At 65.2% G+C, this 14230-nt stretch carries 16 protein-coding genes; 9 read left to right on the forward strand and 7 right to left on the reverse strand.

Annotation, left to right across the window (positions count from 1 at the left end; genetic code table 11):
- The first annotated feature begins 26 nt into the window (after positions 1–26).
- Entirely contained in the window at positions 27–479 is a 453-nt protein-coding gene (locus tag F604_RS0102830; RefSeq protein WP_019550339.1) for an arsenate reductase ArsC, read from the forward strand.
- Here F604_RS0102830 and ubiE read toward each other — a convergent pair.
- A complete protein-coding gene (ubiE, locus tag F604_RS0102835) occupies positions 468–1175 on the reverse strand; it encodes a bifunctional demethylmenaquinone methyltransferase/2-methoxy-6-polyprenyl-1,4-benzoquinol methylase UbiE (RefSeq protein ID WP_019550340.1) in 708 nt (235 codons plus the stop codon). The genes F604_RS0102830 and ubiE overlap by 12 nt on opposite strands.
- A 60-nt stretch (positions 1176–1235) precedes the next feature.
- Between ubiE and F604_RS0102840 the strand changes: the two genes are divergently transcribed.
- Together F604_RS0102840 and F604_RS0102845 are read left to right on the forward strand one after the other, a co-directional pair.
- Positions 1236–3068, forward strand: coding sequence for an ABC transporter permease (locus tag F604_RS0102840; protein ID WP_155984146.1), 1833 nt, complete (start codon positions 1236–1238; stop codon positions 3066–3068).
- Positions 3065–3988 carry an ABC transporter permease gene (locus tag F604_RS0102845; RefSeq protein WP_019550342.1) on the forward strand — a complete coding sequence of 308 codons (924 nt, stop codon included), beginning with the start codon at positions 3065–3067 and terminating at the stop codon, positions 3986–3988. The genes F604_RS0102840 and F604_RS0102845 overlap by 4 nt, the downstream gene beginning before the upstream one ends.
- Positions 3989–3990: 2 nt before the next feature.
- On the opposite strand, the gene F604_RS0102850 is transcribed toward F604_RS0102845, so the two are convergent.
- Genes F604_RS0102850 through F604_RS0102865 form a run of 4 tightly spaced genes read right to left on the reverse strand, consistent with a single transcriptional unit; the run spans position 3991 to position 6548 of the window.
- Positions 3991–4263 carry a hypothetical protein gene (locus tag F604_RS0102850; protein WP_019550343.1) on the reverse strand — a complete coding sequence of 91 codons (273 nt, stop codon included), beginning with the start codon at positions 4261–4263 and terminating at the stop codon, positions 3991–3993.
- Position 4264: 1 nt separating this feature from the next.
- Complete coding sequence (locus F604_RS0102855; RefSeq protein ID WP_019550344.1) at positions 4265–5053, reverse strand: PSP1 domain-containing protein; 789 nt, start codon at positions 5051–5053, stop codon at positions 4265–4267.
- Positions 5050–5859 (reverse strand): DNA polymerase III subunit delta', encoded by an 810-nt coding sequence (locus F604_RS0102860; protein WP_019550345.1) that lies wholly within the window; start codon positions 5857–5859, stop codon positions 5050–5052. The genes F604_RS0102855 and F604_RS0102860 overlap by 4 nt, the downstream gene beginning before the upstream one ends.
- Positions 5826–6548 carry a metallophosphoesterase family protein gene (locus F604_RS0102865; RefSeq protein ID WP_019550346.1) on the reverse strand — a complete coding sequence of 241 codons (723 nt, stop codon included), beginning with the start codon at positions 6546–6548 and terminating at the stop codon, positions 5826–5828. Before F604_RS0102865 ends, F604_RS0102860 begins: the two co-directional genes overlap by 34 nt.
- A 23-nt stretch (positions 6549–6571) precedes the next feature.
- On the opposite strand from F604_RS0102865, the gene F604_RS0102870 reads away from it, so the two are divergent.
- Both F604_RS0102870 and F604_RS0102875 read left to right on the forward strand, forming a co-directional pair.
- Complete coding sequence (locus F604_RS0102870; RefSeq protein ID WP_019550347.1) at positions 6572–7195, forward strand: hypothetical protein; 624 nt, start codon at positions 6572–6574, stop codon at positions 7193–7195.
- 13 nt (positions 7196–7208) lie between these two features.
- Positions 7209–7409 (forward strand): hypothetical protein, encoded by a 201-nt coding sequence (locus F604_RS0102875; protein WP_019550348.1) that lies wholly within the window; start codon positions 7209–7211, stop codon positions 7407–7409.
- 55 nt (positions 7410–7464) lie between these two features.
- Here F604_RS0102875 and F604_RS0102880 read toward each other — a convergent pair whose 3' ends face one another.
- Both F604_RS0102880 and F604_RS0102885 read right to left on the reverse strand, forming a co-directional pair.
- On the reverse strand, positions 7465–7884 hold the full coding sequence (locus tag F604_RS0102880; RefSeq protein ID WP_019550349.1) for a hypothetical protein: 420 nt from the start codon (positions 7882–7884) through the stop codon (positions 7465–7467).
- 45 nt (positions 7885–7929) lie between these two features.
- Positions 7930–8889, reverse strand: a complete 960-nt coding sequence (locus F604_RS0102885; RefSeq protein WP_019550413.1) for a tetratricopeptide repeat protein — start codon at positions 8887–8889, stop codon at positions 7930–7932.
- Between F604_RS0102885 and F604_RS0102890 the strand changes: the two genes are divergently transcribed.
- From F604_RS0102890 to F604_RS0102905, 4 genes are all read left to right on the forward strand, one after another.
- A complete protein-coding gene (locus F604_RS0102890) occupies positions 8855–10078 on the forward strand; it encodes an MFS transporter (RefSeq protein ID WP_019550350.1) in 1224 nt (407 codons plus the stop codon). The genes F604_RS0102885 and F604_RS0102890 overlap by 35 nt on opposite strands.
- 167 nt (positions 10079–10245) lie before the next feature.
- The gene (gene thrS, locus F604_RS0102895) at positions 10246–12225 is read left to right on the forward strand and encodes a threonine--tRNA ligase (RefSeq protein WP_019550351.1); all 1980 of its coding nucleotides are present in this window, start codon (positions 10246–10248) and stop codon (positions 12223–12225) included.
- A complete protein-coding gene (locus F604_RS0102900; protein ID WP_019550352.1) occupies positions 12225–13013 on the forward strand; it encodes a PaaX family transcriptional regulator C-terminal domain-containing protein in 789 nt (262 codons plus the stop codon). The genes thrS and F604_RS0102900 overlap by 1 nt, the downstream gene beginning before the upstream one ends.
- Entirely contained in the window at positions 13010–14200 is a 1191-nt protein-coding gene (locus F604_RS0102905; RefSeq protein WP_019550353.1) for an ABC transporter substrate-binding protein, read from the forward strand. Before F604_RS0102900 ends, F604_RS0102905 begins: the two co-directional genes overlap by 4 nt.
- Positions 14201–14230: the final 30 nt, after the last annotated feature.

The following is a 14230-nucleotide window of genomic DNA, read 5'->3' on the forward strand; positions in this document are numbered from 1 at the left end:
GACCTGGGGAAGGTCAGGTTTATAGGATGCGCCTTTTGGTTCTTTGCACCCACAACTCCGCCCGCAGCCAGATGGCGGAGGGCTGGCTCCGGCACTGGGCCAGGGAAATGGGAGTGGACCTCGAGGTCCACTCCGCCGGCACGGAAAAGACCTTCGTCAAGGAGGAGGCCAAGAGGGCGATGGCCGAGGTGGGGATTGACCCCACGGGGCACTTCTCCAAAACCCTTTTTGAGCTCCCCGATCCCTGGAACTTCCACCTGGTTCTCACCGTGTGCGATGCCGCCAAGGAGGCCTGCCCCGCCTACCCGGCCAAGACGGAAAAGCGCCACGTCTCCTTCCCCGACCCCTCGGGGAAACCCGTGGAGGAATGGCGCCGGGTGCGGGACGCCCTGGGCCAGATGAGCCGCTACCTGGTGGAAAACCTGAAAAGGGGGCGCATCCCCACCGATGAGGAGCTAAGGGAGGCCTCAGGCCTCTAAGTCCCCCACGTGGATGGCCGCCACCCCGAAGGTAAGGAGTTCGTAGCGCACCTTGAAGCCCGCCTCCTCCATCATGCCCTTTAAGGCTTCCGGCGGGGGAAAGGCCTCCACGCTTTCCGGCAGGTAGCGGTAGGCCCCGAAGCTACCCGAGATCACCCCCCCCAGGAAGGGAAGAAGCCTCTGGAAGTAAACCCGGTAAACCAGGCCAAAGACCCCCCTGGGAGGCGGGGGAAACTCCAGGATGACCAGCCGCCCCCCCGGGGCCAGGACCCGGCGGAGCTCGAAAAGAGCCTTACGGTAGTCGGCGAAGTTGCGGAAACCGAAGGCGATGGTGATGGCCTCAAAGCTCCCTTGGGGAAAAGGCAGGGACAGGGCATCGGCTTCCAGAAACTCCACCGCAAGGCCCTGCGCCCGGGCTTTCCTGCGGGCGATCTCCAGCATGGGCAGGGCGAAGTCCGCCCCCACCACCTGAGCCGTGGGCGCCTTCCTCTTCAACATAAGGGCCAGGTCTCCCGTACCCGTGGCCAGGTCCAGGATGCGCCCGGGATTTTTTTCCAAAGCCAGGGCCACCGCCCGCCTGCGCCAGCGAAGATCGGCGCCAAAGGAAAGAAGCCGGTTCAAAAGGTCGTAGCGGGGAGCGATCTCCGCAAACATGCGCCGCACCCGCTCGGCCTTTTCCCGGGGAGAAACCTCCACGAAAGAAGTCTAGCACGGCCCGGGGCCGTAGACCTACGGGACTAGGGTACAATCGTGGGCGTGTGGAAGGACCGTAAGCGCCTGGGAATCCTGGTGGCCCTGGGGGGAGGGGTTCTCCTCCTTCTCTGGTACCTGGCGCCCTGGGCGGTACCCCATCGTCTTTTTGGCGGGGAAGGCGTGCTTCTAAGCCCCTTCGGCCACCATCTCCCCCAGGGAACCTTGCCCCCGGGCTACGGGGACGGCTGGCTTTGGGGTGTCTTCTATCCCTCCCTGGCCTGGCTGGCTTTCACCCTGGTCCTGGCCTGGACTCCCAAGCCCGCCCGGAAGCTTTTCCTCATGGGGATCCTGGGCCTGGGCCTCTTCCTCCTCACCTACCTTCTCTTCCAAGCCAGCGTGGCCCAGGTGAACGCGGGTGCGGAAAGGCCCATCCTCAGGCGGTACAGCCTGGGGCTTGGCAGCTACGCCACCTTGGCCTATAGCCTCTACCTCCTCCTTCTGGCCCGGCTTTTCTCCCCTGGAGGGGTGGCCTTTCTGGTGCGCCGCCGGGGGGTGGTGGTGCCCCTCTTCTCCCTCCTCCTGGCCTCCTTGTTGGGCGGCGTCATCGTGGCGGTGATGAAGAGGGCACCGGGGGAAGCCCAGACCCTAAGGGAAGCCTGGATGCTGAAGCTGGACCTCATCACCTACACCTACCAGCTCCTCTATAGCCCCTTGGTCAACCCCTCGGGCTTCCTGCAAAGCCTCCTCCTGGCTACTCCCCTGATCTTCACCGGCTTAGCCGTGGCCTTAGGCTTCCGCGGGGGGCTTTTCAACATCGGGGCCCCGGGGCAGCTCATCCTGGGGGCCATCGCCGCCATGCTGGTGGGGGTGTACCTGCCAGGGCCCAGGTGGCTGGTACTGCCCCTCGCCATCCTGGCCGCCGGTTTGGCCGGGGGGCTATGGGGTGCCCTGCCCGGCTGGCTTAAAGCCCGCTTCGGAGCCCACGAGGTGATCAACACCATCATGCTGAACTACATCGCCGCAAGCCTCTTCCTCTTCCTTATCTCCTCCAACGAGTACAAGTTCTTCGGCAACACCCTGTACCTTCCCTTCAAGTACCCCGGATACGAGGCCCGGAGCTACGAGATCCGACCAGAGGCCCGCATCCCCCACTGGACCGAGCTTTTGGCCCCAGGGGGGGAGCTTTCCTTCGCCCTGCCCTTGGCCCTCCTCCTGGGCTTCCTGGGCTACTTCCTTACCAGGAAAAGCCTGGGCCACCGGGTGCTCCTGGGCCCCCTGGCCGGGGTGGTGGGGTACTTGGTGGGGGGCCTTCTTCCGGGGCCTGCGGTGAACTTCGGCCCCGACCTCACCTCGGTGCGGCTCAACGGGGCCTTCCTTTTGGCCCTTTTGGCCCTTCTCTTCTTCCACTTCTACGTCTTCCGCACCGTGGGAGGGTACGAGCTTAGGGCCATGGGCCTGGCCCCCAAGGCGGCGGAGTACGGGGGGGTGCTGGCCGGGCGGAAGATGGTCCTCATCATGTTTCTGGCAGGGGCCTTGGCGGGTCTGGCCGCCACCCACTACGTGCTGGGCGGGGGGATTGACGAGTACCGCCTGAAGCAATCCCTTCCCTATTCCGTGGGCTTTGACGGCATCGCCGTGGCCCTGATGGGCCAGAACACCCCCTTGGGGGTGGGCCTCGCCGCCTGGCTTTTCGGCATCCTCCTCACCGGGGGGTTGCAGGTGAACCTGCAGCTCGGCATCAGCCGGGAACTGGTGGCGGTGCTTCAGGCCTTGATCGTGCTCTTCATCGCCGCAGGGGGCTTTTTGCCCCGCTACTTCACCGACCCCCTGCGAGCAGCCGAGGTGGAGCTTAGGGAAGAAAGCCGAAAGCGAGAGGAAAGGGAGGAGACCCCATGAACCTGGACGCTGCCTTTTGGATCGCCCTCTTCTTTTCCACCCTGCGCCAGACCACGCCCCTTTTGCTCACCGCCTTGGGGGGCATGTTCTCCGAGCGAAGCGGCGTGGTGAACATCGCCCTCGAGGGCATCATCCTCTTCGGAGCCCTCACCGCCGCGGTGGTGGTGGAAAGGGTGGAACACACCTTAGGCCCCGGCCCCCATCCCTGGCTTCCCTGGCTTGGGGTCCTAAGCGCCATGCTGGTGGGAGGGCTGGTGGCCCTGGTGCATGCGGTGGTCTCCATCAAATACCGGGCCGACCAGATCATCAGCGCCACCGCCATCAACCTCCTGGCCCTGGGAGCCCCCAGCCTGGTGCTCACCTACTTCTACGGCAACGCCACCAACTCCAAGGAGGTGGTAAACCGCCTGCCCCTTTGGGGCTCCGAGGGTTTTGCCCTTTCCCCCTTGGTCTACCTGGCCTTCCTCCTGGTCCCCCTAAGCTGGTGGGTCCTCTTCAAGACCCCCTTCGGCCTGCGCCTCAGGGCCGTGGGCGAGCATCCCGAAGCCGCCGACACCCTGGGGATCAACGTGTACCGCATGCGCTACATCGGGGTGGTGCTCTCCGGAGTTTTGGCCGGCCTCGCCGGGGCCTATCTGGCCATCGGCTTCCTCAACCAGTTCGTGCGGGGCATGTCGGCGGGAATGGGGTTCATCTCCCTGGCAGCCATGATCTTCGGGAAGTGGCACCCCTTGGGTATCCTTTTCTCCACCCTGCTCTTCGGCTTCGCCAGCGCCTTGGCCATCCAGCTTCAGGGCACGGAGATCCTGCCTGCGGTCTTGGTGCAGGCCTTCCCCTACGTGGTCACCGTTCTGGTGCTGGCGGGCTTCATGGGCAAGAGCCGACCCCCGGCGGCGGTGGGAAGGCCCTACGAGAAGTAGGCTCAAGGGCCCAAGGACTTGGCCAACTGCCCGAAGCGGCGGCTTAGGGTGAGGGTGCTCCCATCCTGGAAGCGCAGGGTCACATAACCCTTGCCCAAGAGAAAGTCCACCACCTCTTCCCTGGCCAAGCCCTGAGCAAAGTGGGCAAAGCCATCGGAGCGAAGATACAAAAAGCCCTCTTCCCCAGGGTACCCCAGGAACACCTGGGCCTCGGTGCCCTGGCGGTTTAAGGTGATCCGGCGAACCAAAAGGGCAAAGGCTTGGGCCTGGGTCATCCTAGGCCAGCTCTTCCTTGGGCACCTCCACCGTCTTCCCCTCCTCCAGGAGGAGTTCCACCGTCCCCTTCAAGGGGTTCACCTTCTGCACCTTGCCGCACACCCCCTCCTTGGTGCAGACCCTGGCGTTTTTGCGGGGAAGCTCCGAGAGAAGCTCCTGGTACACGGGGTGCTCGTAGGCCAGGCAACAAAGAAGCCTTCCACAGGGGCCGGAGATCTTCTCGGGGTTCAGGGGAAGCCCCTGGTCGCGGGCCAGCTTGATGGAAACCTGGGCGAAACCCTGTAGCCAGGTGGAGCAGCAACTTTCCATCCCGCAGGCCCCCAGGGTCCCCAAGTAGGCGGCTTCCTCCCTGGGTCCTTCGGCCAAAAACTCCACCCGGGCCCCGAAGCGCTCGGCAAGTTCCCGGGTAAAACGCCTGAGGTTCACCCGCTCCTCCGCGGCGTAGTGCACGGAAAGGTGCCGGCCATCCAGGGTGAAGTCGCACCCCAGGACCTTGGCCCTCACTCCCTCTTCCTGAAGGCGGGCCCGCAGGTAAAAGGCCGCCTCCTCCGCCCTGGCCCGGAGCCTCGAGGCCAGGTCCAGATCCTCCTTGGTGGCCAGGCGCACCACCTCCCCGGCCTCCTTCTCCTTGCGGGGCGGGGTGCGCACTTTGCCCACCTCCAGGCCCCGGCTGGTGCGCACCACCACATACGCCTCCAGGGGTGGGGGATCCCCTTGGAAACGGAAGTAGCGCAGGACAGGGGTGCGGGCTTTGCGCAGATCGGCGTGCAGGCGAACGCCCACGGTCATGTTTCCAAGTCTAAGGCCAATCGGGCCAGGACCAGGTCCGGGCTCACATACCGCTCCAGAGCCTCCCAGGCGGCCTCGAGGGCCAGAAGCGCCTGCGGACGGTGGCGGAAGGCGACATAAAGGGCGAAAATCCCTTCCTCGTCCGCGAAGAGCTCCTTCAGGAGGGCAAACCGCCGCCAGGAGGAGGCGCCACCCACCTCCCTGGCCTTCTCCATGCGGGCGCGAAAGGCAGTGGGGTCGGCCAGAGCCCTTAAGAGCCGGCCTGGAGCCCCGCCGGCGTAAGCCAGAAGCTCCGGGTCTTGGGTCAGGGGGTATAGCCTTTCCTCGGGAACAGGGGCAAAGGCCACCTCCAGGGCCCGGCTGGCCAAGGTGGGAAGCAGGGTGGCGCGGCTTGGGGCGATGAGGACGATGCGCCCGTAGGAGGGAGGTTCCTCCAGAAGCTTCAAAAGGGCGTTGGCCGCCGCCTCGGTGAGGAGGTGGGCCGAGTCCAGGATGGCCACCTTGACCCGCTCCCGGGGGTGGGTGGCGAACCATTCAAAAAGGGGTTCCACCTCCTCGAGGCGGATCTCCACCCGCCCCTTCAAACCCCGCTCCGGGGGACCTATCTCCAGAAGGTCGGGATGCTCCCCCAAGGCGGGGGGAGGAAACCCCCGGTTGAGCCCCCAGGCGTACCAGTGGGCCACCCGGCGCCTGCCCACTCCCTCGGGACCGGAAAAAAGCAGGGTGTGGGCCCTAAGCCGGGGTAGGAGCTCCAAAATGGCCTCGTGGCCGATTATTCCCCCAGGGTCAGACGCTCGTAGAGCCACGCGGGAAACCCCTCCTCCGCCAGGCGCTGGGCCACCTGGTCCAGGTTGTACCCCACCCGGAAAAAGGTGATCCCGTCCCCCTCCCACAGGGCAAAGGCCGCCCCCGGCACGTGGTCGCGGGGCTGGCCCACCGAACCTGGGTTGACCAGAGCCCGCACCGCAGGGGGAAGGATCAGCTCACCCCCTTCCGCCAGGCGCTGGTAGCGCACCCAGGGGCGGGGTCCGGAAAGCTCCAAAAAGGCCCCGGCCAGGTGGGTATGCCCGTGGAAGGTGAGGCGGTGGTCCGTACAGGCGAAGGCCTGGCGGGCCAGTTCCAGCGCATCCAGGTACTCCATGGGATCGCAGGGGCTGCCGTGGACCAAAAGCACCCCCTCCACCTCCTTTTGCCAGGGCCAGGAGGAGAGGAAATCCAGGTGCCTTTGGGAAAGCCTCCTCCGCTGCCAGGAAAGGATCTCCAGGACCACCCCTTCCTGGGGCAAACGGTCCAGGGCCAGAAGCCAGGCATCGTGGTTGCCCAAGACGCACTGGGCCCCCACCCCCATGAGCCAGTCCAGCACCCGGTCCCCATCCGGATAGTAGCCCACCGCATCCCCCAGGAAGAGCACCCCATCAAAAGAAGGGGCCGCCTCGAGGACCGCCTGCAAGGCCGGCCAGTTGCCGTGGATGTCGGAGAGGACCAGGTAGCGCACGGGGTTTAGGATACCATGAGAACATGGCTTCCTCCTTGCTGGAACAGCTTTCCGCAGACCTCGAGGTCCTCTCGGAACACCTCCGGGCAGGACTGGACGAATTCGGCACCCTTTACTGCTACCTGGAAGGCGGCCGAGGAGGAAGGACCTACCTCCTCCACGCCCCCTACGAGGAGGCCTTGGCCGTGCTCCAGGCTCTAAACGGCCTCTCTTTTCGGGGACGGATCCTTCTGGCCCTGGATCCCTCGCCCCTCTCTCCCACCTTAGAGGGCCTTCCCCTTTCCGGCCCCACCCGGGCACCCCTGGCCCACCTCCTGGAAAAAACCCGCCCAGACCGCCTCCTCTTAGCCTTTCCCGGGGAGGGGCTTGGCCAAGGCTTCCCGGGAGCCAAGGAAACCCCAAGGGGCTGGCAACCCCTGGAAGCTGAGGAGGAACCCCTGGTCCTGCGGGTGGAGGCGCCCACGGGCCTCACCTACCAGGAGGTGCGGGCCTACGGGCCCTGGGAAAGCCCTCCTCTTCCCCTTGGGCTACCCATAAGCCCAGGGCCCTATTGGGGAAGCGTGGGCTTGGCCTTGGGGATTCCCACCTACGGGGTGGGTTTGGTAAACTTACGGGCAAGCCTGGAGGCGCTTCTCAGCCTCTGGTAACAGGAGGAAGAATATGATGTACATCGCGCTGTTTGCCTTGGGAGCCGCCCTGGTTACCCTGCTCTTCTACCTGATCCTGAACCCCCGCGTGCTCACCACCGAGGGGGAAACCTTTGACCTGCGCTTTATCCTCTTTATGTTGATACTCATCGTCCTGGCCGCCAGCACCGTGGCCCTGATGCTGATCTTGGGCAAGATGCACCACCTGCTTTAAACTCCGCGCCCTCCGGCCAAAGGAGGGCGCCTTTTGCACTTTCGGGTTTCCCACCTCAGGAAACCCGGCTTGTTTCCCTTTCAGCAAGCTCCTTGCGAAGATACTCCAGGTCCTTTTCCAGGGCCTTGCGGGTGGCCTCGAGAACGGGGGTAAACTCGGGGGGAAACTCCCGGGTCAGGTGGCCCATGCACACCAGAAGCCCTTCCACCATGGCCTTCTCCTGCTCCCGCCGGCGCTTTCCCCCGCGGAGGGCGCTGTAGGCCAGGTGCTCCAGCCGCCGCACCACGCACACCCTGGGCTCCCCCCCCACCCCAGCACAGGGAAGCCCCTCCGCACCCCCACAGGCCGCATAGGCCTTGGAGTACAGGGGAGCCAGCTCGGGATGCCCTAAAAGGGCAGGCCCCAGGGGCCCCGCGTGGGCCGCGGCCAGGCGGAGGTACGCAGCGTGGCGGGCACGGCGAATCTCCACCTCCATGGTTCCATCTTAGACAAGGGCCACCGGGACAAATGCCCCAGAGGGCTAGGGAAGCCGGAAAGGGCTCCTCAGCCCGGCCAAGGCGAGGGTCCTGGCTTCCTCCGGGGCCCAGGAGAGGGCCAGGACCCCCCGGTAGGCCCTCAGAGCCCTTTCCCGCTCCCCCGCCAGGTCCAATAGCTGGCCAAAGCGGGCCAGCACGTAGCCCGGCAGGTAGCCGGGGTGCTGGAAGTCCATGCGGAACACCTCCTCCATGAGGCTTAAGGCCTCCTGCCACTCCCCGGCCGCCAGGTAGATCTGGGCCGCCAGGTACAGGGCCTCGGGATCCCCTATTTGGAAGAGCTCCTCCAAGAGCCCCGCCCAGTCGTCCTCCTCCCTAAGCTGCCAGGCCCGGTCCAAAAGGGCCCTCTGGCGTTCCTTCTCCGTGGGCTCATGGGCCTTGGGCAAGGCCTCGGGAAAGCTCTTGGCCAGAAGGAGGTAGTCCAGAAGCTCCGCCACCACTACCTCTTCCCGGCCCCTCAAAGCCTCCGCCACCCTTTCCATGCGGCGGGCCCGGAATCCCGTGGCCGGACCTTCCCCGAAGGTCTGGGCGTACCCCTCGTAGATTTGGCCCAGATGGTCCAGGAAGGCCTGGGAGCCCAGGACCTCCGGGGTAAGGGGGGTCTTGAGGAGCTGCAAAAGCTCCTGGTCAAAGGCGTGCATCCGCTCTAGGTGGGGTTTTCCCAGGGGGTGCTGGGCCAGGGCCTGACGGAAGGCCTCGGCCTCCTCCCTTAGATGGGCCTCCTCATCCAGGGCCACCACGGGAATCCCCCTTTCCTCCGCCCAGGGAAGGAGGTGGAAAAGGAGCGGGTCCTCTTCCCGCCAAAGCCCATCCTTTAGGCCCTCTGGCGAGTGGGAGGCCAGGTAAAGAACCTTGGGGCGGGCCTCTTCCAAAAGGGCCAAAACCGTGGCGGCGTTGTAGCGTGGATGCAGGATGTGGAAGGGCCCAAGGGAAGGAAGAAGCAGCATCCTCACCATCTTAGACCTCCGGGAACGCAACTACCGCCTGGCGGTGCTCAACGGCTGGCTGGTGTGGCTGGGGGATACCTTCTTGAACCCCAACATCGTCCTCACCAGCTTCGCCGCCAAGCTGGGGGCCCCCGGGGCCCTGATCGGCCTCCTCCCCGCCCTCCTCCAAGCAGGGGGGATGGTCCCCCAGGCCTTCCTCGCCCCCTACGTGGCCCGCTTTCCCCGGAAGATCGTGCTCTACCGGAAGGTGGCGGCCCTAAGGCTTTCCGGGGTGATCCTCATGGCCCTGGCCACCTTCTTCCTGGGTCCCTGGCCCCACCTCCTCCTTGCGGGCTTCCTCGCGGGCCTTCTCCTGAATGCCCTCTTCACCGGGGTCAGTAGCCTCCCCTTCTGGGAGGTGGTGGCCAAGACCACGCCCGTGGAGCGCCGGGCCCACCTCTTCTCCGCCCGGAACCTCATCGGAGGGCTTCTGGCCTTCCTGGCGGGCTTCGGGGTCCGGGGAATCCTTGCCCTTCCCCTTCCCTTTCCCCTTCCCTACGCCCTCCTCTTCGCCCTGGGAGCCTTGGCCTTTGGCATGGGCTGGTACCTTTTCGGCCTAACCCGGGAGCCGGAAGAACCCCCCAAGGAGGAAAGGATCTCCCTGCGCCTGCCCCTCCAGCACCAAGGCTTCCGCCGCTACCTCCGGGTGCGGGTTCTCCTGGGCCTTGCGGGGATGGCCGAGCCCTTTTATGCGGTGTATGCGGTGCGCACCCTGGGACAGGGACAGGAGCTGGGCCTTTACCTCTCCCTTTACGCCCTTTCCTTCACCCTTTCCAACCTGCTTTGGGCCAGGCTGGCGGAGCGGGGCTCCAAGGGGGTGCTCCAGGCCGGGGCTTTCCTGGCCCTCCTCACTCCCCTTCTGGCCCTTCTCCTACCCCGGCACCTCTTCGGTTTGGTCTTCCTCCTCCAGGGGGCCTACCTGGCCGCCTTGGGGCTTTCCACCACCACCTACCTCCTGAACCTGGCCCCACCCGAGGAGCGTAGCGCTTTCATCGGCCTGGCCAACACCGTGGCTGGGCTCTTCGCCTTCGCCACCGTCCTGGGAGGGTGGGTGGCCGACAGCCTGGGGTTTTCTGGCCTCTTCCTCCTGGCGGCCTTTTTCTACGCCTGGGCCTTTTACGCCGGGAGAAAACTCCCCCACGAGGGGTAAAGCGGGAAAAAGCCCCGTGGGCCAAAGGCTTCTTTCATCCATTATCTCCACGCCCCTGCCCATGTGGGTTCGGTTCCCGCACCTAGCGCAAACCCTGGGTTTGCCCCAAGTCCTCGGCTTAGCTGAATCCATCCCCGCCGGCCGCGGGGCTGTGTATAGTAGGGTTCATGGTGGTCTACCTGCCGGATGGGAAGGCCCTCGAGGTGGAGGAGGGTGCCACCGCCTGGGACGTGGCCCGGGCCATTGGCCCCGGGATGGCCAAGGCTGCGGTGGGCGCCTTGGTGAACGGGGAGATCTACGACCTCCTGAAGCCCCTCCCGCCCGGGGCCCAGGTCCGGATCCTCACGGAGAAGGACCCCGAGTACCAACTCCTCTTCCGCCACACCCTGGCCCACGTCCTGGCCCAAGCGGTGAAGGAGTTCTTTGCCGAAAAGGGTTACGACCCCGAGAGCGTGAAGCTTGGGGTGGGACCGGTGATCGAAAAGGGCTTCTACTACGACATCGATGCCCCCGAGCCCATCTCCGATGAGGACCTGCCCGTCATAGAGGAAAAAATGCGGGCCATCATCGCCAAAGACCTTCCCCTGCGCCGCTTCGTGCTGCCCCGGGAGGTGGCCCTTTCCCGCTACCAGGGCAAGGACCCCTACAAGACCGAGCTCATCCTGGACCTGCCCGAGGAGGAGGAGATCAGCTTCTACCAGCAAGGGGACGAGGCCTACGGCTTCACCGACCTCTGCCGCGGGCCCCATGTGCCCTCCACGGGCCGCATTCCCCCCCACTTCAAGCTCACCCACGTGGCCGGGGCCTACTGGCGGGGGGATGAGAAAAGGCCCATGCTTCAGCGGGTCTACGGGGTAGCCTTCCGCACCGCTGAGGAGCTAAAGGAATACCTCTGGCAGCTGGAGGAGGCCAAGAAGCGGGACCACCGCCGCTTAGGGCGGGAGCTGGAGCTATTCCTGATCGATCCCATGGTGGGGAAGGGGCTGGTGCTTTGGCTTCCCAAGGGGAACGTGATCCGGGAGGAGCTCATGGCCTTCATGCGGGAGGAGCAGATAAGGCGGGGCTACCAGCTGGTCACCACCCCCCATATCGGGAGCCTCGAGCTTTACCGCACCAGCGGCCACTACCCCTACTATGCGGAAAGCCAGTTCCCCCCCATCAGCTTCAAGGAAAGGGGCGAGGAGGAGGAGTACCTCCTAAAGCCCATGAACTGCCCCCACCACATCCGCATCTACGCCTTTAAGAAGCGCTCCTACCGGGAGCTTCCCTTGAGGCTTGCCGAGTTCGGCACCGTCTACCGCTACGAGAAGGCGGGGGAGCTTCTGGGCTTGACCCGGGTACGGGGCTTCACCCAGGACGACGCCCACCTCTTCTGTACCCCCGAGCAGGTGAAGGAGGAGTTTTTGGGGGTCTTGGACCTGGTTCTGAAGGTGCTTTCCACCCTGGGCCTTAAGGACTATAGGGCCCGCATCGGCACCCGGGACCCCAAAAGCGACAAGTACGTGGGGGACGAGGCCAAATGGTCCCTGGCGGAAAGACAGATTGAGGAGGCAGCCCTGGAAGCTGGTCTCCACTACACGGTGGAGGAAGGGGATGCCGCCTTCTACGGCCCCAAGCTGGACTTCGTGGTGAAGGACGCCCTGGGAAGGGAGTGGCAGCTCGGCACCATCCAGGTGGACTACAACCTCCCTGAGCGCTTCGGCCTCACCTATGTGGGGCCGGATGGGGCCGAACACCGCCCTGTCATGATCCACCGCGCCCCCTTTGGCTCATTGGAGCGGTTTATCGGCATTCTCATAGAACACTTCGCCGGGGACTTTCCCCTCTGGCTCGCCCCGGTGCAGGTGGTGGTGGTGCCGGTTTCGGAAAAACAGGAGGACTACGCCAAGGAGGTGGTCTTTAAGCTCAAGGAAGCGGGCCTCAGGGCCGAGGCCGACCTCCGCCCCGAGCGCATGCAGGCCCGTATCCGCGACGCCGAGGTGCAGAAGGTGCCCTATGTCCTGGTGGTGGGGGACAGGGAAAAGGCCGAGGGCACGGTGAGCGTCCGCAGACGGCACCGGGGGAACCTGGGAAGCATGCCCCTGGCGGCTTTCCTCGAGGCCGCCCTTAAGGAATACAAGGAACGCCTTTTGGAGCCAACCCTCTGATGCGGGCCAGGTCCACCATCTTCACCCTCTTTGTGGAATACATCTACCCGGAACGGCGCGCCCGGGTGCGGGACCTCATCACCATGATGGAGGTCCTGGGCTTCTCCGAGGCGGCGGTGAGGGCCGCTCTTTCCCGGAGCGCCAAAAGGGGCTGGGTAGTGCCGGAGCGGCGGGGGCGCATCGCCTACTACGCCCTTTCCAACCGGGTCTACTGGCAGGTGCGCCAAGTTCGGCGGCGCCTCTACGAGGCCAGGACCTCCTGGGACGGGCGTTTCCTCCTGGTCCTGCCGGAAGGCCCAAAGGAGCGGGGGGAAAGGGAACGCTTTCGGCGGGAGATGGCCCTTTTGGGCTACGGCAGCCTGCAAAGCGGGGTCTACCTGGGGGCGGGGGTGGACCTCGCCGCCACCCAAGAGCTCCTCGCCTTTTACGGGCTTTCCGCCACCCTCTTTCGGGCGGAACACCTCGGGCCGAAGGAGGAAGTGCTCCGCGCCTTTTCCCTTAAGGAGGCCTCGGCCCATTACCAAACCCTCTTCTCCAGCGTGCCCCCGGTGCTCGAGGACCCCCTTTTGGCCTTCCGGACCTTGACCCGTCTGGTGCACGAGATGCGCAAGCTCCTTTTCCTGGACCCTCTTCTTCCCCCCGAGCTCCTTCCCCCAGGCTTCCCAGGCCCCTCCGCCCGGGAGCGCTTCCTCACCCTTCGGGAAACCCTTTACCGGCAGGCCGAACCCTTCCTTAAAAGGCTCTCTCTCAGCCCTCTCACCCCGGGCGGGATAACCTTTAGGGGATGAGGCGGTTTCTATCCCTTCCCCTGATCCTGGCCACCCTGGCCCAGGCCCAGGCGGTCATTCCCTTCTGGCACACGGCAGGCCCCCCAGGGAATACCGTCCTGGAGGAGGCCATAAAAAGCTTCAACAAGTCCCAGCGCACCTACCGGATTGAGGCCCGCTACGTGGGGGACTACCGGGAGGCAGGGGTAAAGCTCCTGGCCGCCTTGCGCTCGGGGGGTGCCCCAGTCCTTTTCCACGGGGAGCTTTCCTTCCTCCCCCGCCTGGCCCAGGAAGGGGTGGCCTTGGCTCTGAACCCCTACCTCCAGAACCTGCCCAGGGACCTCTATCCGGAGATGATGCGAACCACCCAGGTCCGGGGGCAGACCTATGGCCTTCCCTTGGGGCTATCCGTGCCCGTCCTCTACTACAACAAGGATGCCTTCCGCGCCCGGGGCCTTAAGCCCCCCAGGACCTGGGCCGAGGTGGAGGAGGCCGCCCAAAGGCTCACCAGCCGCACCAGCAAGGGGCTTGTTATCTCCACGGACATCTGGAGCTTCAACGCCATCGTCATGAGCCTGGGGGGAAGCTTGGTCAAGGATGGGCTTCCCGCCTTCACCTCCAAGGAAGTGGTGGAGGCTTTGGAGATGCTTTACCGCATGGTGCAGAAGGGGCACGCCCAGGCCAGAAACCTGGCCGAGGCCCAGTTCGCCGTGGCCGATTTCCTGCGCACCAAGGCCTTCATGGGAATCGGACCCACCACCGCCCTGCCGGTGGTGCTGGCCCAAACCTCCCTGCCCTTTAGCGTGGGCCTGGCCCCCCTGCCCCGGCGGGAAGGGGGTGCGGTACCCCTTTCCGGGGCAGCTTTGGCGGTGCTCAAGGGGGCAAGCCCAGAGCAGGCCCGGGGAGCCGTGGCCTTCTGGCTTCACTTCCTGGAACCCAAGCGCCAGGCGGAGTGGGTGCGGACTACCTGGTACCTGCCCTTGCGAAAAGAAGCGGAAAGGGAGCTTGCCGATTTCCTGAAAGACCCCGAAAGGCAGGCGGTCTTCGCCCAGGCGGAGGTGGCCCGCCCCTGGAGCCAGGACCCGGAGCTGGTGGTCTGGTACAGCTACCTGGAGGAAGCCCTGGAACGAAGCCTGAAGCAGGGGGTGAAGCCCCAGATGGCCCTCGAGGAGGCCCAGAGGAAGGCCATGGGGGTGGAGAGGCGCTAAAGAAGCCCCTGACCCAGGCTTGACTTTTGG

It is taken from the genome of Thermus scotoductus DSM 8553 (genome assembly GCF_000381045.1).
Taxonomy (GTDB): Bacteria; Deinococcota; Deinococci; order Deinococcales; family Thermaceae; genus Thermus; species Thermus scotoductus.